23 protein-coding genes and 1 riboswitch are annotated in these 22,749 nt (G+C 67.3%); of the genes, 13 read left to right on the top strand and 10 right to left on the bottom strand.

The features are described 5' to 3' along the window. The first annotated feature begins 127 nt into the window (after window positions 1–127). The 5 genes from VG502_RS15460 (at window position 128) to VG502_RS15480 (ending at window position 5,189) form a co-directional block, all read left to right on the top strand. Window positions 128–1,045, top strand: a complete 918-nt coding sequence (locus tag VG502_RS15460) for a LysR family transcriptional regulator (protein WP_325550962.1) — start codon at window positions 128–130, stop codon at window positions 1,043–1,045. Window positions 1,046–1,150: 105 nt separating this feature from the next. After that, a riboswitch (SAM riboswitch) is annotated at window positions 1,151–1,280 on the top strand. 89 nt (window positions 1,281–1,369) lie between these two features. After that, a complete protein-coding gene (locus VG502_RS15465) occupies window positions 1,370–2,338 on the top strand; it encodes a MetQ/NlpA family ABC transporter substrate-binding protein (RefSeq protein WP_325550963.1) in 969 nt (322 codons plus the stop codon). Next, entirely contained in the window at window positions 2,335–3,405 is a 1,071-nt protein-coding gene (locus VG502_RS15470; RefSeq protein ID WP_325550964.1) for a methionine ABC transporter ATP-binding protein, read from the top strand. The genes VG502_RS15465 and VG502_RS15470 overlap by 4 nt, the downstream gene beginning before the upstream one ends. After that, a complete protein-coding gene (locus tag VG502_RS15475) occupies window positions 3,402–4,067 on the top strand; it encodes a methionine ABC transporter permease (RefSeq protein ID WP_325550965.1) in 666 nt (221 codons plus the stop codon). Before VG502_RS15470 ends, VG502_RS15475 begins: the two co-directional genes overlap by 4 nt. Before the next feature lie 168 nt (window positions 4,068–4,235). Next, window positions 4,236–5,189: a GNAT family N-acetyltransferase gene (locus tag VG502_RS15480; RefSeq protein ID WP_325550966.1), complete on the top strand. Its 954-nt coding sequence runs from the start codon at window positions 4,236–4,238 to the stop codon at window positions 5,187–5,189. A gap of 26 nt (window positions 5,190–5,215) precedes the next feature. On the opposite strand, the gene VG502_RS15485 is transcribed toward VG502_RS15480, so the two are convergent. From VG502_RS15485 to VG502_RS15495, 3 genes are read right to left on the bottom strand one after another with little or no spacing between them, the layout of a single operon-like run. Beyond that, complete coding sequence (locus VG502_RS15485) at window positions 5,216–6,013, bottom strand: isocitrate lyase/PEP mutase family protein (RefSeq protein WP_325550967.1); 798 nt, start codon at window positions 6,011–6,013, stop codon at window positions 5,216–5,218. Window positions 6,014–6,071: 58 nt separating this feature from the next. Continuing rightward, window positions 6,072–7,148 carry a DNA polymerase IV gene (locus VG502_RS15490; RefSeq protein ID WP_325550968.1) on the bottom strand — a complete coding sequence of 359 codons (1,077 nt, stop codon included), beginning with the start codon at window positions 7,146–7,148 and terminating at the stop codon, window positions 6,072–6,074. A 59-nt stretch (window positions 7,149–7,207) separates the two neighbouring features. After that, the gene (locus VG502_RS15495) at window positions 7,208–7,651 is read right to left on the bottom strand and encodes a carboxymuconolactone decarboxylase family protein (protein WP_325550969.1); all 444 of its coding nucleotides are present in this window, start codon (window positions 7,649–7,651) and stop codon (window positions 7,208–7,210) included. A gap of 100 nt (window positions 7,652–7,751) precedes the next feature. On the opposite strand from VG502_RS15495, the gene VG502_RS15500 reads away from it, so the two are divergent. Continuing rightward, complete coding sequence (locus VG502_RS15500; RefSeq protein WP_325550970.1) at window positions 7,752–8,642, top strand: sigma-70 family RNA polymerase sigma factor; 891 nt, start codon at window positions 7,752–7,754, stop codon at window positions 8,640–8,642. A 39-nt stretch (window positions 8,643–8,681) separates the two neighbouring features. Further along, entirely contained in the window at window positions 8,682–9,086 is a 405-nt protein-coding gene (locus VG502_RS15505; protein WP_325550971.1) for an SdpI family protein, read from the top strand. Between the two features lie 56 nt (window positions 9,087–9,142). Here VG502_RS15505 and VG502_RS15510 read toward each other — a convergent pair whose 3' ends face one another. After that, on the bottom strand, window positions 9,143–10,924 hold the full coding sequence (locus tag VG502_RS15510) for an HNH endonuclease signature motif containing protein (protein ID WP_325550972.1): 1,782 nt from the start codon (window positions 10,922–10,924) through the stop codon (window positions 9,143–9,145). A gap of 155 nt (window positions 10,925–11,079) precedes the next feature. On the opposite strand from VG502_RS15510, the gene VG502_RS15515 reads away from it, so the two are divergent. Further along, a complete protein-coding gene (locus tag VG502_RS15515; RefSeq protein WP_325550973.1) occupies window positions 11,080–11,715 on the top strand; it encodes a GNAT family N-acetyltransferase in 636 nt (211 codons plus the stop codon). Window positions 11,716–11,718: 3 nt separating this feature from the next. Here VG502_RS15515 and VG502_RS15520 read toward each other — a convergent pair whose 3' ends face one another. Continuing rightward, complete coding sequence (locus VG502_RS15520; protein ID WP_325550974.1) at window positions 11,719–12,339, bottom strand: class I SAM-dependent methyltransferase; 621 nt, start codon at window positions 12,337–12,339, stop codon at window positions 11,719–11,721. 451 nt (window positions 12,340–12,790) lie between these two features. Between VG502_RS15520 and lon the strand changes: the two genes are divergently transcribed. Continuing rightward, the gene (lon, locus tag VG502_RS15525) at window positions 12,791–15,157 is read left to right on the top strand and encodes an endopeptidase La (protein WP_325550975.1); all 2,367 of its coding nucleotides are present in this window, start codon (window positions 12,791–12,793) and stop codon (window positions 15,155–15,157) included. Between the two features lie 51 nt (window positions 15,158–15,208). On the opposite strand, the gene VG502_RS15530 is transcribed toward lon, so the two are convergent. Beyond that, window positions 15,209–16,267 (bottom strand): glycoside hydrolase family protein, encoded by a 1,059-nt coding sequence (locus VG502_RS15530; RefSeq protein WP_325550976.1) that lies wholly within the window; start codon window positions 16,265–16,267, stop codon window positions 15,209–15,211. A gap of 129 nt (window positions 16,268–16,396) precedes the next feature. Between VG502_RS15530 and VG502_RS15535 the strand changes: the two genes are divergently transcribed. Continuing rightward, window positions 16,397–16,837: a CoA-binding protein gene (locus VG502_RS15535; protein WP_325550977.1), complete on the top strand. Its 441-nt coding sequence runs from the start codon at window positions 16,397–16,399 to the stop codon at window positions 16,835–16,837. On the opposite strand, the gene VG502_RS15540 is transcribed toward VG502_RS15535, so the two are convergent. Genes VG502_RS15540 through VG502_RS15555 form a run of 4 tightly spaced genes read right to left on the bottom strand, consistent with a single transcriptional unit; the run spans window position 16,797 to window position 20,383 of the window. After that, a complete protein-coding gene (locus VG502_RS15540) occupies window positions 16,797–17,648 on the bottom strand; it encodes a hypothetical protein (RefSeq protein ID WP_325550978.1) in 852 nt (283 codons plus the stop codon). The genes VG502_RS15535 and VG502_RS15540 overlap by 41 nt on opposite strands. A gap of 50 nt (window positions 17,649–17,698) precedes the next feature. Then, window positions 17,699–18,298: an AAA family ATPase gene (locus tag VG502_RS15545; RefSeq protein WP_325550979.1), complete on the bottom strand. Its 600-nt coding sequence runs from the start codon at window positions 18,296–18,298 to the stop codon at window positions 17,699–17,701. 4 nt (window positions 18,299–18,302) lie between these two features. Then, window positions 18,303–19,616 carry a cytochrome P450 gene (locus tag VG502_RS15550; RefSeq protein ID WP_325550980.1) on the bottom strand — a complete coding sequence of 438 codons (1,314 nt, stop codon included), beginning with the start codon at window positions 19,614–19,616 and terminating at the stop codon, window positions 18,303–18,305. A gap of 5 nt (window positions 19,617–19,621) precedes the next feature. Then, on the bottom strand, window positions 19,622–20,383 hold the full coding sequence (locus VG502_RS15555; RefSeq protein WP_325550981.1) for an alpha/beta fold hydrolase: 762 nt from the start codon (window positions 20,381–20,383) through the stop codon (window positions 19,622–19,624). Between the two features lie 53 nt (window positions 20,384–20,436). Here VG502_RS15555 and VG502_RS15560 point away from each other — a divergent pair, with 53 nt between their 5' ends. The 3 genes from VG502_RS15560 (at window position 20,437) to VG502_RS15570 (ending at window position 22,713) form a co-directional block, all read left to right on the top strand. Beyond that, window positions 20,437–21,339 carry a GNAT family N-acetyltransferase gene (locus tag VG502_RS15560; RefSeq protein ID WP_325550982.1) on the top strand — a complete coding sequence of 301 codons (903 nt, stop codon included), beginning with the start codon at window positions 20,437–20,439 and terminating at the stop codon, window positions 21,337–21,339. Between the two features lie 76 nt (window positions 21,340–21,415). Then, window positions 21,416–21,856, top strand: a complete 441-nt coding sequence (locus VG502_RS15565) for a carboxymuconolactone decarboxylase family protein (RefSeq protein ID WP_325550983.1) — start codon at window positions 21,416–21,418, stop codon at window positions 21,854–21,856. Then, window positions 21,808–22,713 (top strand): sigma-70 family RNA polymerase sigma factor, encoded by a 906-nt coding sequence (locus tag VG502_RS15570; RefSeq protein WP_325550984.1) that lies wholly within the window; start codon window positions 21,808–21,810, stop codon window positions 22,711–22,713. Before VG502_RS15565 ends, VG502_RS15570 begins: the two co-directional genes overlap by 49 nt. The last annotated feature ends 36 nt before the right edge of the window (window positions 22,714–22,749 follow it).

Genomic DNA, 22,749 nt, shown 5'->3' on the forward strand with positions numbered 1-22,749 from the left:
CATCACCGGGAATCCTCGGTGAATCAGCGCGTGGTTGCTTTACGTTGGCTAGACCGTATGAGCCAGGTCACTTCTTGAGAAGACCCCTGGACACGACGATGCGCCCAGCTGAGAGTAAGGAGAACTGATGCTTCGACCGGAGCACCTGGTGACGTTGCGCGAAGTGCTGCGCCTCGGGTCATTCGCGCAGGCGGCGAACCGGCTCGGCTACACGTCATCGGCGGTCTCTCAGCAGATGTCCGCACTCGAGCGAGAGATCGGAGTGACGCTCTTCCACCGCTCGGCACGCTCGATCGTGCCGACCGAGGCGGCACATACGCTCGCCAGGCACTCGACCGTCGTCCTCACGGAGATCGACCGTCTCGTGGCGGCGGCCGAGCAGGCCCGCAACCAGTCCGCCGAGGTCATCCGGCTCGGTCTCTTCCCGAGCTTCGCGACGTGGGCATTGCCTCCCCTGCTGCAGCGCATGGACCCCGCCGCGCGAGACGGCTTACGCCTGACGGTCGGCGAACCGTCCTCTCTACTGGGCCAATTGGGGGCGACGGGTGACCTGGACGCGATGATCGTCTACCAGGTCGGGCAGAGCGGCCTGTCGTGGCCGTCGTCGCTGCGCCGGCACTGGCTCGCAGAGGACCCGTTTGTCGTCGCCTACCCCGAGCAGTGGCCGGCGCCACCGTCGCCATACACGATCGAGCAGTTCCTCGACCTGCCCTGGATCCTCAATGTGCCGGGCACCGGCGATGCCGCGATGACGGACGCGGTGTTCTCCCGGATGGGCATGCGACCGCGCGTTGCCGCCTACTGCGACGACCTGCAGGCGACCCTCGGGATGGTGGCCATCGGACTCGGCGCAGCGCCGGTCCCACGACTCGGTGTCAGCGCGGGCATCCCGGACGGAGTGATCACCCTGCAGGCACCATGGCTCAACCTGAGCCGCAGCATCTTCGCCCTCGTCCCCGCGGAGCGGGAGACGCCCGCCGTCACCGGGTTGCTGCAGGCGATCGAAGAAGTCATGAAGGACGCGCCGGTGCGACACAGCGCCTGATGGACCCTCCTCAGGCACTCGACCCGCTTGCGTGAGCCAGGTCACAACAAAGTAGCGATGCTACTGATTTTGACTTATCTGGTAACTACTCCTTATGTTTGAACCAGTCACGAGTTCCAGCGACAAGCCCTGGCTTGCTGGACGGCAACCCTCACGCACGTGGCGGGGTGCCCCAGGTGAATGACTAGGCCGCAGTGCCCGATTCATGCGATCGACAGTGCGGCAAGCACGGCAGTCACCCATTGCCCGCCGGCACGCCGATCGCGTGCGGCGGGTTTGAGCACGGCCGGGCGCATCCGTCATACCAGCGACCCTGAGGACACCATGCCTGACATCCCCGACCCGTCGAACGTCCCCGCACTGCCGGACCGGCCGACCCTGCCGCCGCGCCGCACGCACACCCGCCGCAGCTGGATCGGTGCCGCCGTGCTCGGCCTCGTGGTCGGTGGCGGCGGCGGGTTCGCCGCCGGTCGCGCGTCGTCCGACGACGCGGCGTCCGGCAAGAAACTCACCACCGTCAAGATCGGTGTCACCGACGCCGACCAGGACTACTGGACGGTCTTCAAGAAGCTCGCCCGCGAGCGCGGCATCAAGATCCAGACGGTCAACTTCTCCGACTACACCCAGGCGAATCCCGCTCTGGCGCAAGGACAACTGGACCTCAACCTCTTCCAGCACCTGGTGTTCCTCGCGACCTACAACCAGCAGTCGCACCAGACGTTGACCCCGGTCGGCTCGACGTATGTCGTGCCGCTCAGCCTCTACTCGCGCAAGCACAAGTCGGTCCGGTCGATCCCGGCAGGCGCCAAGATCGCCATCCCGAACGATGCGACCAACCAGGCGCGTGCGCTGCTGGTGCTGCAGCAGGCCGGCCTGCTGAAGCTGAAGGGCGGCGGCAACATCCTGTCCACGCCCGCGGACGTCGACAAGCGCGCGTCCAAGGTGCAGGTGACGCCGGTCGACGCGTCGCAGACCGTCACCTCGCTGTCGTCGGTCGACGGCGCCGTCATCAACAACGACTTCGCGCTGGACGGGAAGCTCAACCCGAAGTCGGCGCTCTACTCGGACGACCCGAAGTCCGCAACGGCACAGCCCTACATCAACGTGATCGTGGCTCGCGAGCAGGACAAGGACAACCCGACGTATGCCGAGGTGGTCAAGCTCTACCAGGACCCGCGCGTCTCGAAGCTCGTCGTCGCCGAGTCCAAGAACACCAGTGTGCTGGTCCGCAAGCCGGCCGCCGCGCTGCGCAAGCTGCTGGCCGGCCTTGAGAAGACGGTGGCGTCCAAGTGACCGCCACACTCGGCAAAAGCACTGAGCCTGCTGCAGATTCGACGGACCCCCTGGTCCGGCTCGAGTCCGTGAGCAAGGTCTTCGGCAAGGGTGACGACCGGCACCATGCGCTGTCGGACGTCGACCTCGAGATCCACCGCGGCGAGATCTTCGCCGTGATCGGGTACTCCGGCGCGGGCAAGAGCACGCTGGTCCGGTTGATCAACGGGCTGGAACGGGTCACCTCCGGGTCGGTCACCGTGGACGGGGTCGACATCACCAAACTGCGCGGCAAACCGTTGCGCGCCATACGTCGTCGCATCGGGATGATCTTCCAGCAGTTCAACCTGATGCGATCCCGGACGGTCTTCGGCAACGTCGCCTACCCGCTGCAGCTCGCCGGTCTCAGCCGCGTGGAGCAGGAGGACAGGGTCGCCGAGCTGCTGTCGTTCGTCGGGCTGCTGGACAAGGCGTGGGCCTACCCGGAGGAGTTGTCCGGCGGTCAGAAGCAGCGAGTGGGCATCGCGCGGGCGCTGGCCAGCGAGCCGGACCTGTTGCTGGCCGACGAATCGACGTCGGCTCTGGATCCGGAGACCACTCAGGACGTGCTCGCCCTGTTGCGCCGGGTCAATGAGCAGTTCGGGATCACCATCGTCGTGATCACGCACGAGATGGATGTCGTGCGCACGATTGCAGACCGCGTCGCCGTGCTCGATTCCGGGCGCGTCGTCGAGACGGGTGCCGTGCGCGACATACTCGGCGCGCCGCAGGCGGAGACCACGCAGCGTTTCCTCGCGGCGACCGTGGGCAACCGCCCGGATGCCCAACGTTTGCAAGAGCTTCGCGACTCATCCGACGACACGCTCGTCACGGTGACGGTCAGCGACGACCGTGGGCTGGGTTCGCTGCTCAGCGCCGCAGCCAGGGAACACGGCATCGACTTCGAGATCGTGTATGGCGGGATCACCGAGCTCAAGCACGAGTCGCTCGGATCGTTCACGCTCGCGCTGCGCGGGCCCGCTGCCGGAGTGGACGCGACGATCGAGGCGCTGCGCACCGCCGGCACCGTGGAAGGGAGCCGGCGATGACTTCGACCGACTGGTCCACGCTGTGGCCGACGTTCCAGACGGCGATCGGGCAGACGCTGCTGATGGCGGTCGTGACGATCCTGATCGGCGGGATTCTCGGCCTGGTGCTCGGGGTCGCCCTCTTCACCACGCGTGGCGGCGGACTGATGGAGAACCGCTCGGTCAACGCGGTGCTGAACGTGCTGGTGAACATCGTGCGGCCGATCCCGTTCATCATCTTCGTGACTGCGATCGCCCCCCTGACCCTGCACGCGATGGGTTCGACGATCGGCACCAAAGCGGTGCTCTTCCCGCTCGTCATCGCCGCGACATTCGGGGTGTCCCGCATCGTCGAACAGTCATTGGTGTCAGTCGATCCCGGCGTGATCGAAGCTGCGGAGGCGATGGGCGCCGGACCGTGGCAGATCGTCCGAACCGTGCTGGTGCCCGAGGCGTTGGGCCCGTTGATCCTCGGGTACACCTTCATCTTCGTCGCGGTCGTCGACATGACGGCGATCGCCGGAGCGGTCGGAGGCGGCGGACTCGGTGACTTCGCGATCACCTACGGCTACCACCGCTTCGACTGGACCGTGACCTGGGTGGCTGTCGCTGCGATCATCGTGCTCGTGCAGCTGGCGCAGTTCGGCGGGAATGCCCTGGCCCGCAAGGCGCTGCGCCGGTAGCCGCGGGTCGAGTAGGGCGAGGAACGAGCCCGTATCGAGACCAACCTTATTGCGGTGCCGGCACACGGCTGCTTAGGGTGATCACTTCCGACGAGCGAGAGGAGGCCGCGATGTCCACTCCACCTGCCGGCCTCCAGAAGCAGGCCGGTTCCTGACGCAAGGAACCTCATGACTCTGCATTTCCACTCACCGTCCACCGACGCCGAGGCGATCGACCTCCTGACGTCGTCACCGGCGCCGCTGGACTCTCCGACGCAACACCGCTTCCGCACCGAGCTGCACCTGCTCGATGCCTTCGACACCGGGCGCCGCCGCCCCGAATGGGTGTGGGAGGTCCGGGACGAGGCCAACGCCTCCCTCGGGGTCATCGCCGCCCTGGGGGCCGACAAGCCGTCCGAACACGCCTACGTGCTGGACTTCTTCGGGCTTCCCGAAGATCCGCACGCGGCTCGGGCACTCGTCGAGCACGCCACGAACGCTGCCGTCGAGAGCGGCGCCGAGGAGGTGTGCCTCTACGCGCCGCCCGGGACGACGTATGACGCGCCCGTGCTCCGGCCCCTCGCGGGTGCTCTCAGTGCTGCCGGCTGGCAGCTGTTCGTCGAGCGGCGCCACTACGAGTTCGAACCGACTGTCCGGCTCGGGGACGGCCGGTCGGCCGAGTTCTCGTTCGCGCGGGTGAATGATCCCGGTGACCCGGCACTTGCCGCATGTCATCGCGAGGTGATGCGCGAGACACTGGACGCCCACGACGCCGATGCCATTGCACGGCTGGGTTTCGATGCGGCCTGTGAGGAGTCACTCGCGTATCTGCTTGACGCGGATCCCGTCGACTGTATTCACCTGGCACGTAACGCATCCGGAGCAGTGGTCGGGATGGTGTCGGGGCGGACGATGCCGACCGGACGCGCCTTCGTCCTGTTCGTCGGTGTGGCGCTGGAGCACCGCGGACATGGCTACGGACGCGAGTTGCTCGCCTGGCAGACGCGGCAGTTGATCGCCGACGGCGCCACGGTGCTCATCGCCGACACCGACAATGCGAACGTGCCGATGGCTCGCGCGTTCGCCGATGTCGGCTGGCCGCAGACCGAGACCCGGATCGACCTCCGAATGCGGGTCGTGTAGGGCGAGGAACGAGCCCGTATCGAGACCTAGCCGAACAGCGCGTTCAGTTCGCCGTGACTACGTGCGCCGGCCAGTTCGTCATACGTGCCGGCGTCCAGGAGTTCGCGGGCGGCTCGTTCGAGATGCCCGAATATCGCTCCTGCCAATGACGATCCGGCTGACACCCGACGTGCTCCGGCCTCCTTCAAACGAGGGATGGCCGGGGCGCTCGGGCCGGTCAGGATGTTGACCGGCGCGTCGATCGCCGCCGTCAGCCGCGAGACGACCTCTAGGTCGGTCACGCCGGGCACGAAGATCCCGCTCGCGCCGGCGTCGAGGTAGGCCGTCGCGCGCGCAATGGTGTCGTCGAAGTCTGCGGCGCCGAGCAGGTAGCTGTCGGTCCGTCCGTTGATGTAGAGGTCGATGCCGGCGTCCGCGGCTGCCTCCCGCACGACACGGACTCGATCAGCCGCCTCATCGATCGGTCGCAACGCTCCGGCGAACGCATCCTCGATGTTGACGCCGACGGCGCCTGCTTCGATGACGAGGCGGGTCGTTTCGGCGAGATCCGCTGTGCTGTCGCCGAATCCGCCTTCGATGTCGCAGGACACCGGCACGGTAGCGACGGCACAGATGCGGCGCAGGTGCGCGAGCATCAGCTCGCGATCGAGCACGTTTCCGTCCTGGGTGCCGAGCGACCAGGCGACCGCCGCGCTCGAGGTTGCCAGGGCCTGCGCGCCGGCGTGCTCGATCACCGTCGCCGACGCGGCATCCCAGCAGTTGGGCAGCACGAGCAGGTCGTCGTGGAGGGCGTGGAAGGTGGCGGCGAGTTCGGTTTGTGTCATGGGACCACGCTAGGCGGGATTCGGGCTTCGCACCGGCAGGTTTTCGACGTGGCAGATCTCACGGGCCGCCGCGGCGGCCGTGGGTGCGCGGGGCGTCATACCCACCGTCGGGCGGGACCATCTCACCGCGCACGCCGAGCAATCGAACCGGTCGCTCGTCGGAAAGCCGTGTGTAGAGGGCGAATGCAGTGTCGGCGATGACGGTGGCGTCGTAGGTCGGTTCGGGCAGTTTCCGGACCCGGGTGACGGTGAAGAACGGCGCGAAGCGGATCTTGAGGTGCACCCGGGTGCAGGCCCGGTCCTCGCGGCGCAGGTCCTTCTCCACCAGTGCCGCGAGTTCGCCCAGCGCGGCGCGGATCTCGTCGGGGGTCCGGAGATCCTGCTGGTAGGTGGTCTCGTGCCCGTGCGCTCGTGCTATCCACGGCGTGTCGTCGACGATGGCGCTGCCCGCACCGCGGCCGAGGCGTCCGATGTGCGGTCCGGTGTTGGGCCCGAACTCGGCCGCCAGCAACTCGTCGGAGGCAGCGGCAAGGTCGTTGACCGTGCGGATCTCGTGTGTTTCCAGCCGTTTCGAGGTCTGGCTGCCGATGCCCCACAGCGCCTTGACCGGTTTGTCGCCCATCACCTCGAGCCAGTTGTCGCGGGTGAGCTGGAAGACGCCCCGTGGCTTACCGAGGTCGGTCGCGACCTTGGCACGGATCTTGGTGTCACCGATGCCCACGCTGCAGTGCAGGCCGGTCGCGTCGAGGACGGCGCCGCGCACGGCCTGCGCCGTCCCCCACGGATCATCGGTGTCGATGCCGATGAAAGCCTCATCCCAACCGAGCACCTCGACCACTGCGCCGGGGAAATCCCGGAGGGTTTGCATCACCCTCTCTGAAACCGCTTCGTAGACAGGGAAATCCACGGGTAGGAAGACTGCGTCCGGGCATCGACGGACGGCGATCTTGAGCGCCATACCTGAGCGGATGCCGAATTCGCGCGCCTCGTAGGACGCGGTCGAGACCACTGCCCGCTCGGTCGGGTCACCGCGACCGCCGACGACGACCGGCTTGCCCTCGAGCTCGGGATGACGCTGGATCTCGATGGCAGCGAGGAACTGGTCCATGTCGACGTGCAGGACCCAGTGCGTCATACGGCTCACCTCGCTTGCAGCTCACTGCGTCAGCTCAGCTTGCCGTATGACGCACGGGTTCAGCGAGTGCCGGCGACCTGACGTGTCGTGACGTTGATCCGGTTGAAGAGGTTGGTCGTGGCGATCCAGGTGACGAGCGCGGCCAGCGCCTTCTCGTCATACCGGTCGGCCACCTCGTCCCAGACGGCGTCGGGGACGGGATCGAGGCTGTCGGCGATCCGCGTCATGTGCTCGGCGAGGAGCAGCGCGGCGCGTTCATCGTCGTTGTAGTACGGCGCGTCGCGCCAGCCGGCGAGGGAGATCAACCGCTCGTCGCTCTCGCCTGCCTTCTTCGCGTTCTCCAGGCCGTACTGCAGGCACCACGAGCAGCCGTTGATCTGGCTGACCCGCAGGTGCACGAGCTCGAGGGTCGCATCCGGGACTCCTTGCCCCTTGGTGGCCGCGACCAGCGCGTAAATGCCTTTGACGCCGGACTGGTCGAGCAGGTAGGCCGGGTTCGTCATACGGGGTTCCATGGTGGATGGGCTCCTTCTGTTGGTTGGATCTGTCTAGGTTCGGATTCGTTCACAGCGGGTGACGCATGACGCAGGGAGAATGTGACAGGTGAGTGACGAAGAATTTCTGGCGAAGGAGTTCGACACCCATCGGACGCGGTTGCGGGCGGTGGCCTACCGCGTGCTCGGCACGTACGGCGACGCGGATGACGCCGTACAGGAGGCGTGGCTGCGGTTGGCCGGCACCGACCGCAGTTCAATCGACAACCTGAGCGGCTGGCTCACGACGGTCGTCTCGCGGATCTGCCTGGACATGCTGCGGTCACGTCGCACCCGCGGCGAGCAGGAACTGGACGACGAGGCCGACCTGGAGGAACCGACCACAGAGGGCCCGGAATATGTTGCTGTGCAATCAGATTCGGTGGGGGCGGCGCTGCTCGTCGTTCTCGACTCGCTGACTCCGGCGGAGCGACTGGCGTTCGTACTGCACGACCTCTTCGGAGCGCCGTTCGAGCAGATCGCGCCGGTGGTGGAGAAGTCGTCCGACGCGACGCGCCAGCTGGCCTCCCGGGCACGGCGCAAGGTGCGCAGCGCCGCTCTGCCGGAGGCACGGGACCGCCAACGCACGGCGGTTTCGGCGTTCCTGCGGGCCTCACGCAGCGGCGACCTGGCCGGACTGCTCCGGGTGCTCGATCCGGACATCGAGTTGCGCGCCGACCGGGTCGCGGTGGCGGCCGCTGCGGCCGCGCCCGGTGGCGCACCGGATATCGATCATCGGCTCCGTGGCGCGCAAGCCGTCGCCGCGGCGTTCCAGGGCCGTGCGAAGGGTGCGCAGCTGGCGCTCATCGACGGTCTCATCGGCGGGGTCTACGCGCCGGGAGGGAAGGTGCTCTCCACGATCGCGGCTCGCATCCGCGACGGTCGCATCGTGCGGATCGACATGTGCGCCGATCAGGACACCATCGCGGGCATGGAGATCGAGCTGCTGGAGGTGCCCTGAGCCGGCTGCCCGCGTCGTAACTTCCGTACAGTCATGTGCATGGCGATGGGTCTGATCGGCGGGATCGGTCTTCTCGCCTGTGCGGCGGCGATCTTCTTCACCACTCGGGCTGCCGCACGCGGCACATTGCCACGAGGCATGCGCATGGGGATCAGGACTGCGATCACGCAAGCATCCGATGAGGCGTGGGTGGCGGCACACGGTGCAGCGATGCCGTGTGCTCGCCTGCTCTCGATCGTGGCCACGATCTTCGGGGTCGCGCTGATCGTCGCCGGTGCGATGGCTTCGGCCGCGGACACGAGTCCTGCCGTAGTCGTGCTCTTCATTCTCGGCTACGGATCCGTTCTGATCGGAGCGTGGCCGCTGGTGCGTATCGCGAACAACGGTGCGTCCCGTCGGCAACAACCCGGGGCGCAGGGTGACGGCTCCGACCGACTCGAGTAACCAGCCAACCGTGCGCTTCCGGACCGCGGTCGGTATGCATGCGCCGTCGTATGCCGTCAGTCGCCCGGGCGGGTCAGGTAGTGACGGCCGGACGGACTGGTCCAGGTGCAGACTCCGTCGGCGGTCATCGACACGCGCCACCCGCCTTCATGTTTGGCGCGGTGATGGTGCCGGCACAGGCATTGCAGGTTGCTCGCGCTCGTGTCGCCGTCGGGCCACGGGTTGACGTGGTCGACGTCGTCGAGCCGCGCCGGACGCGTGCACCCGGGGAATCGGCAGTGTTGATCTCGGGTCACGACGAATCGTCGTAATCGCGCACCCGGACGGTAGGTGATGTCGGAGGTCTCCACTGTCGCACCGGTTTCGGCGTCGACTAGGGCACGGGTCAGTTCGGTGCCAAGTTTCTGACACAGCTCCGTCAGCACGGCGGCGGGTATGACGCCAAGCCCTTCGATGACGACGTCGCCGATGCGATAGCGGGCCAGTGGATCGAGGCGACACCCGTCCGGGTACGAGCTTGCCGGATTCTTGTCCTGTCGATGCCTCGAAGGACGCGCGGCGTGGGGATCCAGATGTTGCGAGCTGTCGGATTGCGTTGCGCCGAGGTCGATTTCGACCCTTGTCACGATCCGGCGGCCCTGAGCCGGATCCCCCATGCCCGGATCGCTCACAGTCGGATCGCTCCCGGCGCGCACCGTGCACGGCCGCCGTTCGACGAGGTTCATCGTCGGTGTGTCCAGCCGGGTCAGCTCATCGAAACCCTGGCGAGTGCTCTGCCGCAGCAGCTCCTCCAGCTGCGGCTCGACGAAGGAGTACAGCGGACGAACAGTGGGCTCGTTCTCCTTGTCGTGGTCGTTGTTGCTGTCTTTGTCGCTGTCTTCGTCTTTGTCGTGATCGCCGACAGAACCGGCCGGCTCGGCCTTGACCGGCCGAAGCGGGATCTGCACGACGCAGGTAGCGCTGATCGAGACGTTCCCGAGCAATAGGTCGATGAAGGCGTCGACCCGGCACTCGTCGAGGCTCTTGCCAGTGGTGTTGTCCCGGTGCAGTTGTCGGGCCAATTCGTTGACACCGGCCATTGCCCGCATCGCGTCCTCTGTCGGGAGGATCGCCTGAAATGCGCTCAGCCCCGGCTCGTGATGTGGGAACACCCGGACTCCCTTCGCCTGGGCCCGCCGCTTGCCGGCCGATTTCTCGGCGTCCGCGGGAGCCACGTCGGCGAGCAGCCGCCGTGCGCGTCGCACGAGCTTGGTCGAGGTCAGCGGAACCGGCTCGCACGCACCGTCCTCTGCCTCCTCCGCAACGTGTGCGTCATCGATCGCAGCGAGTAGCTGCGACTCCACCTCCCGGGCGACCTTGGGTGACGAGTCGCGAAGGGTCTCGGCGACGACGCTGAGCTTGCGCGGGTCGAGCGCCCCGGCGGAGACGAGGCCGAACAGCCTTGGCGTGCAACGAATCGCGTCCACAGCGTCGCCGAGCCTGTTGGTGGTTTGTCGGTCTGACCAGCCGAGACGCACGCCCACCTCCTGCGGCAACCACTCGTCGGCGTAGGCGCCAATCGGGTGCCGGACCTCGCGCGGCCCCGCGCCCGTGGGCGACAGAACCTCCTCGATCGCGGCGACCTGCGCGAGACGAACCGACTGGGCCGCCCAGGCGGTGTTCTGCACCTGCTGACACGTGACGACCTGGTCGAGCAACTGGTCACGTGACACATCGGAAGTCCCCGCGCGGACTCGGTCCGACGCTTCCCGCAGCAGTGTCTGTGCGGTCGTCAACAACACGTCGACGGATGCCCCGGTGATGGCTTCACCAGGGATCAACGGCGGCTGTTTCGACATACTCAAATGATAACTGTGTTCGAATTCGATTTCAAGCGCTAGGGCCATCAATCTTGTTGATTCAGAACACGTTTGATGCTGCCGCTCTGATCACACAGAGCCACCGAAAGCCTATACGAGATGCCCGACACCCGCCCTTCTGCGAAGGTGGGGACATGACACCACGATGGCCGTTCGACGGCCTCGCGATCGCCGGGTCGGGGCTCGTCCTGCGACCCGTGCGCGATGCGGACATCGAGCGCCTCGTGGCGATCTTCCCCGACGATTTCGACCTCGATCCGACGTACCCTCCGCTCCACGGAGTGCCGCCGGCCATCGACCACGAACGCCGGCTCGTCCAGAGCATCTGGCGCCATCGCGGCTGCTGGTCCGTCGACGACTGGGCACTCGATTTCGGTGTATGGCGCAACGGCGCGCCCCTCGGCATACAAACCCTCGAGGGCACGGAGTTCGCCCAGGAGCACACCGTGGACAGCGCATCCTGGATCGCAAAACCTTTCCGTGGCAAGGGTTTCGGCATACAGGCTCGGGAGCTCGCGCTGGCCTTTGCTTTCGAAACGCTTGGGGCTGAGAAGGCCATCACGTCCGCGGTCGTCACCAACCATGCCTCGCTCGGCGTCAGCCGGCACCTCGGCTACCGCGACGATGGCGTCAAGCCGCACGACACCGGCACCGAGATCGTCCAGCTGCGGCACCTCGTCCTGGACCACTCCGACTGGGCAGCACAACACCGAACCAGCCCGACTGTCACCGGTTTTGAGCCGTGCCGGCCGTTCTTCGGGCCGGCCTGAGAGTCATTTCTCCGCAGGACGGCCGAACTCGCCGACCCAGCGATCGCCGCCGCGCATCGGGATCCGTCGCAGCCGGGTGAGTCGAACTCCTTCGGTTGCAACGCGTTCCACCTCATCACGCGCCAACAGGAAGGGCGGACCGGGTGGGTCGCCCTCACCGGGGCACCTCGCAACGACCAGAATCTCGCCTCCCGACGCGCACAACGACGCAACACCGGCCGCCGCTGCCGCGTGGAGTTCCGGCGGCAGCGCCTGCAGGGTCGTGCACTCGATCACCAGGTCGAACGCGGCGAGCCACCGTGCCGGCAGGTCCAACAGATCGCCGCGCCGATAGTCCACCACCGACTCCGGATGCCGCTCCCGCGCTACCTCTACCGCGGTGGCCGAGATGTCGAAAGCCGTCACGTCGAAGCCATAGGACGCGACGAGCTCGGCATCGTCGCCATACGCACAACCGATGACGGCCGCCCGCCCTCGTCCGCGACCACCTGCGAAGCGCTCCGCCATCCACTCGACGAGGTATGGCGTGGGCTCGCCGTGATCCCACGCGACCGGTGAGGCGCCGGCTCGCGCTTCGGCATACACCGTCTCGTACCAGTTCTCGGATCCACGATCGGCAGCCATCCGGCCATCGTCCACTACGAGCGCGACTCCCGCCCGACCATTCGCGCACCTCCTGCAGGGCCGAATCCGCCTCGGCGCCGACGCCCAATGTGGGGCCAGTAGAACGTGCGCTCGCGCGCACCAGCTGCTGGTCCCAACCCCGCACCGGGGCCGCAGACCCACCCCGGCCTGCAGATGGTGCGCACGACGGGCCGCACCATTCGCAGGACAGGCAGGACAGCGTCCAGACCCCTCGGGAACAAAACTCCCAACGGGAGCCTTGAGCCCATAAGACTCAACTTTTCGCAGCGACACGACTCGTCCACCGGCACCGGCCGACGAACCCGTTCGTGTCGCCAATACGCCTCACGAGTGTGGTGCGCGCAAAGCTGCCGGACAGTCGCTCCGCGCCTGACCGGCAACTTTGACCGCATCCGCCCGCTCCATTCCTATTAACTACCCAAGGAGAGCGATGACCCGAACAACCGAGCTGCCGGTGCTCTTTCTGCACGACCAGGTGGCACTGCCCGGCATGACCCTGCCCATCGAGCTCGACGACGAGGCGCGTGCCGCCGTCGATGCAGCCCGTGCTGCGGGGCTGGAGCAACTGCTGCTCGCGCCGCGCATCGAGGACAAGTACCCGACGGTCGGCGCCGTCGCCACCATCGAGCAGGTCGGCCGGATGCCGCACGGCGGCCCCGCCGCGGTGCTCCGCGCCACCGATCGTGCCCGCATCGGTCGCGGCGTCGCCGGACCCGGTGCCGCGCTCTGGGTGGAGGTCGACGTCGTCGAACCCGGCGAACCCACCGAGCGCACCGCCGAACTCGCCACCGACTACAAGCGCCTGGTGGTCGCGACCCTGAAGCGCCGCAACGCGTGGCAGGTCATCGATCACGTCGAGTCGACCGATGACCCGCACGCCCTGGCCGACCTGGCCGGGTGGGCGTCCTACCTCTCGTCGCAGCAGCGCATCCAGCTGCTCGAGGAGACCGACGTCGACAAGCGGCTCGAGACCCTGATCAAGTGGACCGGCGATCACCTTGCCGAGCAGGAGGTCTCCGACAAGATCGCAACAGACGTTCGCGAGGGCATGGACAAGAGCCAGCGCGAGTTCCTGCTGCGCCAGCAGTTGGACGCCATCCGCAAGGAGCTCGGCGAGAACGAACCCGAGGGCGCCGACGACTACCGCACCCGGGTCGAGGCAGCCGATCTGCCCGACGCCGTGCGGGAGGCCGCGCTGCGCGAGGTCGGCAAGCTCGAACGCTCCAGCGAGCAGAGCCCCGAGGGCGGCTGGATCCGCACCTGGCTGGACACCGTCCTCGAACTCCCTTGGAACAACAAGACTTCCGACCGCACCGACATCAACGCGGCGCGCGAGGTGCTAGACGCCGACCACCACGGCCTGGAGGACGTGAAGGACCGCATCGTCGAATACCTCGCCGTGCGTGGTCGCCGCGCCGAGCGCGGCCTGGAGGTCGTCGGCGGGCGAGGGTCGGGTGCCGTGCTGGCGCTCGTCGGCCCGCCCGGGGTCGGCAAGACGTCTCTCGGTGAGAGCGTCGCGCGGGCGCTCGATCGGTCGTTCGTGCGGGTCGCCCTCGGCGGCGTGCGGGACGAGGCCGAGATCCGCGGCCACCGGCGCACGTATGTCGGCGCCCTGCCCGGCCGCATCGTGCGTGCCATCAAGGAAGCCGGCTCGATGAATCCGGTCGTGCTGCTCGACGAGATCGACAAGGTCGGCTCCGACTTCCGCGGCGACCCGGCGGCGGCGTTGCTCGAGGTGCTCGACCCGGCGCAGAACCACACGTTCCGCGACCACTACCTCGAGCTCGACCTCGACCTGTCCGACGTGGTCTTCATCGCGACCGCCAACACGCTCGAGACGATCCCGAGCGCGCTGCTGGACCGGATGGAGCTGGTCGCCCTCGACGGTTACACCGAGGACGACAAGGTCGCCATCGCGTCGACGCACCTGCTGCCCCGGCAGCTGGAACGCGCTGCGCTCACGGCCGACGACGTCACCGTCGACGATGCCGCATTGCGTGAGATGGCAGGCAATTACACCCGCGAGGCCGGCGTGCGACAGATGGAGCGGATGCTCGGCAAGATCCTGCGGAAGGTCGCCACCAACCTCGCGACCGACAAGGCCGAGGCACCCGTGCAGGTGACCGTCGACGACCTCAAGGACTACCTGGGTCGCCCGCGCTTCACCCCCGAGTCGGCGGAACGTACCGCAGTGCCGGGCGTCGCCACCGGGCTGGCAGTGACCGGCATGGGTGGTGACGTGCTCTTCATCGAAGCGGCCAAGCCGGCGACGGCGAAGCTCGAGTCCGCCTCTGCGGGCAGCGATTCCGCGCCGCGCCTGACCCTCACCGGCCAGCTCGGCGACGTGATGAAGGAGTCCGCGCAGATCGCGCTGTCCTACCTGCGCGCACACGGCTCCGAGCACGGCGTCGACACCGCCTCGCTCACCGGGCCGATCCACCTGCACGTCCCTGCCGGCGCGACGCCCAAGGACGGCCCGTCCGCCGGCGTCACGATGGTGACGGCGCTGGCGTCGCTGGCCACGGGCCGCCCGGTCCGCAGCGACGTCGGTATGACGGGAGAGGTGACCCTGAACGGTCGTGTCCTGCCGATCGGTGGCGTGAAGCAGAAGCTGCTCGCCGCTCAAAGGGCAGGGCTGACAACGGTGTTCATCCCGCAGCGGAACGAGCCGGACCTGGACGACGTGCCGGACGAGGTGAAGGCCGCTCTCGACATACGGCCGGTGAGCGACGTGGCGCAGATCCTCGAGCTCGCGTTCGAGACCGCGTCGAGCGGCGGTGCGCACAGCGCCGCCTGACACTCGGCGGAACGGCCGGGCGGAAGACTGCTTCCGCCCGGCCGTTCTGTGTCACGACTTGCGCGCGTCGACGCCGGTGACCTTCGGGACGCCACTGAAGAACCCGAGTTCGCCGCTGTAGAGGTAGAACGGGTTGGTCTTCCCCGCCCCACCGGGCCGGCCGGACCAGAAGATCCGGTACGCCTTCGCCTGCGGTGAGTAGTAGACGTCGGCGTCGCCGGTGCCGCAGGTGTTGGTGTTGGACGGGAAGCTCAACCGGTGGGAGGTGGTCGGCCAGCTCCACGGGTGCGTCGAGTTCCGGTACTCCGTGTGATACGTGCACAGGGTGTACCCGCCGAGCGAGGTGAAGAGCGTGAAGGTGTTGCCGCGCTGCACCATCACCGGGTTCTCCTCGATGTTGTCGGGACGGGTCGTGAGGATGTGACTCGAGCCCCAGATCTTCACCGACGACGCGGTGCTGGCGGTCTGCACCCGGACCATCCGGATCGTCGAGTAGTAGTGGAACCCGGGCTGTCCCTTCGTGCCGACGCTGTGCTGCGTCTTGTAGGTCACGTACAGGCCTCGCGACCCGTTGACCGTGAGGAAGCGCGGGGTGGCGTCGATCACCGAGTCGTTCGACGCAGCGCCGGACATGACGTCGGGGGCGCCATACCGACCGTTGATGCAGGACAGCGGTGTGGTGGCGGGCGTGTAGGGCCCGAGCGGCTTACTGGCGAACGCGACGCCGATGCAGCGCAGGTAGCTGGAGTCCTTGCGTTGCGCGGCATACGTGAGCATGTACTTGCCGGTCGCGACCTTGATCGCCGACGGCGCCCAAACCGCGGGATGCGAGGTCGAGGTCGACTGCTTCGACCACACCGGATCGGCGTTCATCGCGTGGCTCACCTGCTTCCACGGGCCGTTCGCGTAGGGCGCGGTCGCCACCTTCGCGCGCCAGCCGGTGTAGAAATTCACGAACTGGCCGCTGTCCCACATGATCCCCGGGTCGCCGACCGGGAAGGTCGAGACCGGTGGTCGGTATGACGCGGCGTGTGCCGGCGTCGCGACCGCCACACCGGTGGCGGCTGCGGCGCCGAGCGCGAGGGCGGCGGCGGTTCGACGTAGCTTCATGACGTTTCTCCTGACGGCAGTGTTCGGCAACGGTCCGGACACTAGGGAGACCCACTGCGAATCGACTGCGGTCCGGGGCCCGCCTTCGCAGCGGGATCGCAGCAGATGCCCGTGGCCTAGCCTGGTGCCATGAGCGATGCGCCGTCCTGGACCTCTCCGACAGCCGCCGAGCGCACGAAGATCCTCCAGGCCACCCGGACCGTCGCGGTGGTCGGCGTCTCGGACAATCCGATGCGGCCGAGCCACGGCGTTGCGTCATACCTGATCGACCACACCGACTACGAGGTCTGGCTGGTCAACCCAAACCTCACCACGCTCTTCGACCGGCCGGTGTATGCCAGCCTGGCTGACCTGCCGGCCGCACCGGACATGGTCGACGTGTTCCGCCGCCATACCGAACTCGCGGGCGTCACCGACGAGGCGATCGCGGCACGAGCAACGACGCTGTGGTTCCAGCTCGGCCTGTATGACGAAAAGGCAGCATTCACAGCGACTTCGGCCGGACTGACGGTCGTCATGGACCGGTGCCTCAAGGTAGAACACTCGGCGCTGATCGGAGCGACGCACTGACCGCGGCGTCCCGTCGCGGATCCATCAGGTCGATCGTCTGCAGGATCCAGAACCCTGCGAAGAGACCCAGAATCCCGACCTCGAGGCCGAGCAGCGCGTAAGCCCAGGACTGCAGGGCACCGAAAAGTATGACGACCAGGCCCATGCCGATGAGGACGGCCCAATAGGCCCGGTCGAAACGAGTCCGGCTCCTAGTCTCCTGCCGGGCGATCACGCGCACACCCCAGTCGGTGTTGAGGGCGACGACGCCGGCGAACGGCAGGAACGTGAAGGTTGCCGCCAGAGCATGCGCATGCCCGGCGAACGACTGGCGATCGACCGCCAACCACACGACCCCGACCAGCCACGCCAAAGCGACGGATGCCAAGCCGATGTAGCTCCAGGTGGAGACCGGCTCGTGCCGCCGGACCCTGCGCACCGCGAAACCGAGGACCACGAGATAGCCGATCCCCAGCACGGTCAGGAACGTCGCCGCGTTGTTGGTGATCGCAACCACGTCCGGTTGGTGGCCGCGTTCCGGCGTGGGCACGAACGCCACCATCGGCGCGCTGATCCCCGCGAGATTCAGGCAGACGTTCTCCGCATCGGTGAAGCCGCGCAGCGCGACCAGACAGGCCCCGACACTCGCCAGCACCGCGATGAAGATGGGCCCGGCGGGCGTGTAGTAGTACGAACTGAGCGACGTCTGCCATCCACCGCGCACCGTCTCGATGCCGATCGAGACCGTCAGTCCCAGGAGCAGCGCCAGCAGGCAGAACCGGAGGTAGCGGTAGGTCGTGACCTCGGCGTTCATCTCCAGATTGTCTTCCATGTCTTCAAGGAGTGGGTGACACGAGGCGTTGATGCATCGTCGGGCGACCTTCAGAGCCGGATGTGTCGTATGCCGACCGCGAGGCGACGCAATTGGTAACGGGCCGGACGCATCCGGGGCTGCACCAGCGGAAGCTGCGCGTCTTCCGCGATCCACTCCACCACCTCGTCGATCGACAGCTCATCGGTGGGGACCTGTGTGGCGTAGCGGTCGTTGCTCAGTGCCGCGACGCAGCGATCGATATTGCTCAACGCCCACGTGTCCTCGAAACCAACGATTGTCGAAAGTCGTGATCTCAAGCGCGTTTTCAAGGTCTGCGGAGTTGCCGACAACGCGTAGTGGCGCACATCGACGCCGCGATCTCGTAGGCCGCCGACGATCTCGTCGAAGTAGTCGTCCCGCACGATCGTCATCGGCACGATGACCGGGCGGTCCGCGGCGCGCTCGGCCTGTTGCAGCGTCTCGAGGACGCCGGACCGCCACTGCGGGATGTCCTGGAAGTCGCCCCGCTCGTGCGCCGGAAGCATCTTGTGCAGCGCGTAACCCAGCAGCTCGGGGTCCGCGACATGCGCGTTCGCCAGCCGTCGTTGCAACTCGTGAGCGGTCTGCGTCTTGCCCGCCCCGAAGGCCCCGTTGATCCAGATCAGCACGCAGTCACTCCCACCGGATCGGCAGTCGCTTCACACCGCGCTGGAAGTTCGAGCGCAGCAGCACCGGCTCGCCGGCGAGGTGTATGGCGCGCGTGCGGCCCAGCACTTCCTGGAAGAGATGCGTCATCTGCACGCGAGCGAAGTGCGCACCGACGCAAACGTGTGGTCCGTGCCCGAAAACGCGGTGGTTGTTGGGTTTCCGGCCGATGATCAGCTCGTCCGGCCGGTCGAACACCGCCGGGTCCCGGTTGGCGCCGAGGTAGGACACGACCACCTTGTCGCCGGCCCGGATCTGCGTGCCGCCGAGTGACGTGTCGCGCGTCGCGGTGCGCCGGAAGGTCATCACCGGTGTCCACCAGCGCAGCAGCTCGTCGACCGCTCCGGGGATCAGCGACGGATCCTCGCGCAGGGCAGCCATCGCCGCCGGGTTCGACAGCAAGGCGATCATCGCACCGGGCAGGCCATTGCGCAGCGTCTCGTTGCCCGCGACGGCGAAGAGCCAGAACATGTTCTCGAACTTCTCGACGGACAGCTGACCGCCGTCCTCCTCACGCTGCGCCAGGAGGATCGACATCACGTCGTCACCGGGATCGGCACGCTTCGCATCGCCGAGCAGATGCGCGTAGCGGTAGAGGTCCGGCATACCGTCACGTCCACGTGGGTCGGGCATGTGTCCGTTCGAGTCCGGCGAAGGACGCAGCGCCACCGCCTCGCGTGCCAGCGAAGTCCCTTGTCCCGCATCGAAACTCGCCGAGCTGGCGTAGTCGGCGTCCAAGAATCCGATCACCCGGTTGGACCAGTCGAACATCAGCCCCCGGTCCTCGGCAGGCACCCCCAGCACATCGGCCAGCGTGAGCAGCGGCAGGTCGGCCGCGACGTCCTTGGCGAAGTCGCACTCATGCGGCCCATCCAGCATCCGGTCGACGATTCCCTTGGCATGCCCGGCAATTCGCTCCTCCAGCGCACGCACGGCACGTGGTGTGAAGGACGCGGCGATCATCCTGCGCAACCGCGTGTGCTCCGGCGGGTCCATGTTGAGCATCATCCGCTGCACGTAGTGCAGATCGCGCTCCGTCGCCGGGTCGCGGATCTGGGTGCCACCGAGCGCCGAGGAGTAGGTCGCCGGGTCGCGCACCACCTCCGTGACGGGGCCGTGATCGATGATCAGGTGATAGCCGGAACCTGCCGGAAGCCCTGGTAATTCGGGCTCATCCACCCAGTGCACCGGCCCGATCGCGCGCAGCTGCTCGATCAGCTCGAACGGCACGCCGGTCGTGTAGGTGTCCGGATCGTGCAGAGCGGCGGTCGGATTCGCCATACAGCTCAGGCCAGTGCGTCGAGCGTGCGGTTCAGGTCGTCCATGAACTCGCCCGGCGACTCGTACATCGGGTAATGACCGGCATCCTCGATGACGTCCAGCTGCGCGTCGGGGAACAGCTCCAGCCAGGTCGCTTCGCAGGTCTGCGGCCCGAGCGCAGGATCCCTGGCACCGGCGATGAGCCGCAACGGGACGTCGACCGTCGGCACCTCGTCGTGGAAATCTGTCGTGCCCCACGACGACAGGTAGGCACCGAACGCCTCGCGCCGGGAGTTGGCGACCGAGAAGCGCACCATCTCCTGGACCCATTCAGTCGGATGTGCGTTGCCGGTCGTGAAGGCGATGATCGCGGCGCGGTTGTCGTCGCTGGCGGCAGCGCCGTCGAACAGCGCCCACGACTCCTCGTCGAAAGGTATGCCGGTCGGCGGCACCGGCGAGACGCCCACCATCGCCGTCACACGCTCGGGCGCGTCAGCGAAGGTGCGCATCATCGCAGTGCCGCCCATCGAGTGACCGAGCAATGCGTAACGATCCCAACCGAGTTCGTCGGCGAGCGCCCGCGCATCGGCGCTGATCTCGGCGAGCGTGTAGTCGCCGGTCTCGTCCTGTCGGCTGCCGTAACCGCGGTAGTCCAGGAAGGCGAACGTGTAGCGGTCCTGGTCGATCAGCAGCGGCAGATCGCCCCATCCCTTCGCCGAGCCGAACCAGCCGTGCAGCGCGAGCACATGAACGGGGCCGGAGCCCACCACTACGTGTCCAACGGTCATCTCCGCACCATAATGCGTGGCGGGCCCTCGCAACCCTGACTAGCTTCGAATGTATGACGACCGGCTTTGCCATCCGACCGGCTCGACCCGAGGACGCCGCCGCCGTGGCAGCCGTCCGGCGGCTGGTGTTCCCCTACAAGGTGATGCCCGCCGACATGGTTCGCCGTGCGATCACCACGCACCGCCCCCGCGAGCAGTCCGTGGCGCTGGTCGCCGAACGCGACGGCGCCGTGGTCGGCTGGGGGAACGCCGGACTGAACATCTGGACCAGCACCCCCGGTCAGGGCAAGGCAACCATCTTCGTGCACCCGGACCACCGGAGGGCGGGCATCGGCAGCGAGCTGTCCGAACGTCTCCACCGACACCTCGCCGACGCCGGAGCCGAACGCACCCAGTCGTTCATCCAGCCGGACAGCATGGGCTTCGCCGCCGAGCGCGGGTATGCCGAGATCCGCCGGATGCACTTCTCCGGCGTCCAACTGGCCGAGCTACCGGACCGGCCGGCAACGCCGGACGGCGTCACCCTGCGCTCGTATGACGAACTCGACCCGCGCGCCGCGTACACCGCCGAGATGCTCGCGTCGGTCGACGAACCGACAGACACCCCAACGGATTCGATCTCCTACGACGAATGGATCAAGGACTTCTGGAACGACCCGGCCATCGACAAGCACCTCAGCTTCGCGGCCCTGGTCGGCGACGAAGTCGCGTCCTTCACCATCTCCGAGACCGACGGCGATCGGATGTGGTCGGCATTCAGCGGCACCGTTCCGGCATACCGCGGGCGGAGATTGTCCAAGCTGGTGAAGGCGGCGGCGCTCCATCGGGCCACGGCCGCCGGCGTGGCTGCGGCCTACACCTCCAACGACGACCGCAACGGCCCGATGCTCGCCGTCAACGACTGGCTCGGCTACCGCCGCACGGCCACCGAGATCGGCGCCGCGCGCACCATGTGAGATTCCCGACTGTCACGTTTCGACCGCCGCCGTTCGTCATACCTTGGACAGAGCAACACGCTGTGAAGGAGCACCCATGGAACCGCGGATGAAGATCGGCAACGTCGTACCCGAGGCCTACGAGAAGGTCATGGCGCTGGAGAAGTACGCAGCCGCCAATGTCGATCCGAAGCTCTACGAGCTGGTGAAGCTGCGCGCGTCGATGATCAACGGCTGTGGCTTCTGCATCGACATGCACAGCCACGACGCGCTGAAGGCCGGCGAAACACCGCAGCGGCTCTTCGAGTTGATGGCGTGGCGCGAGGTCGGCTGCTACACCGACAAGGAGCGCGCGGCACTCGCACTCGTGGACCAGGTCACCCGGCTCGGTGAGGAGGGCGTGACCGACGAGGTGTGGGACAACGTCAGCGACGAATTCAGCGAGGCCGAAGTCGCCAACCTCCTGGTTGCGATTGCGACCATCAATGTGTGGAACCGCATCGCCATACCGACCCGGATGCAGCCGCCGAAGCGGTGACATCGACCGACTGCACTGCCCAGGCCACCGATCGCGCGCAGGCCTGGGCAGCCGCACGCGGTCGGATGCTCGCCCACGCCTATCGGATGCTGGGTTCCTGGCAGGACGCCGAGGACGTCGTCCAGGAGGCGTGGCTGCGTATGGCGGACGCCGACGGGGTGCGCAATCCGGACGCGTTCCTCACGACGACCGTCACCCGCCTGGCGATCGACCGGCTGCGTCAGCGACAGCGCCGCCAGGAGGATTACATCGGCCCGTGGATCGCCGAGCCCGTCGCCTCCGACCGGCTCCCCGAGGATGCGGCGATCGACCGGGATCTGTTGTCCTTGGCCGCGATCCAACTCCTGGAGCGGCTCAGCCCACCGGAGCGGGCCACCTACGTGTTGCGGACCGGCTTCGCGTATTCGTTCAAGGACATCGGTGTGGTCATCGACCACACCGAGTCCGCCTGCCGGCAGCTGTTCCGCCGAGCCTCAGCACGCCTGGGCGCGGACGCGCGCTTCGACGCCGATCCCACCACTCACGGCCGCCTGCTCGATGCCCTCCTGCACGCTGCACGACACGGTGCGATGCGCGAGTTGGAGACGCTGCTCGCGCATGACGCCGTGCTGTGGGCCGATGGTGGCGGCAAGGTCAGCTCGGCGCTCAAGCCGATCCACGGCCCCGCCAAGATTGCCCGGTTCATGGTCGGTGTCACCCGCGAGACGGATGCGATCCGCGTCGTCGACATCAACGGCCTGCCCGCTCTGGAGATCCACCCCGACGGGATCACCAGGCTCATCAGCCTGCGGGTCCGGGACGGACGGATCGAGGAGCTGCTCGTGGCCGGCAACCCCGACAAGCTCGGCGCCACCTGAGCCGTGTCACCCCGCTCGACGGCGTTCGACCAAACC

Origin of the sequence: Flexivirga sp. (assembly GCF_035551235.1) — a bacterium.
In the GTDB taxonomy this organism is placed as follows: Bacteria; Actinomycetota; Actinomycetes; order Actinomycetales; family Dermatophilaceae; genus Flexivirga.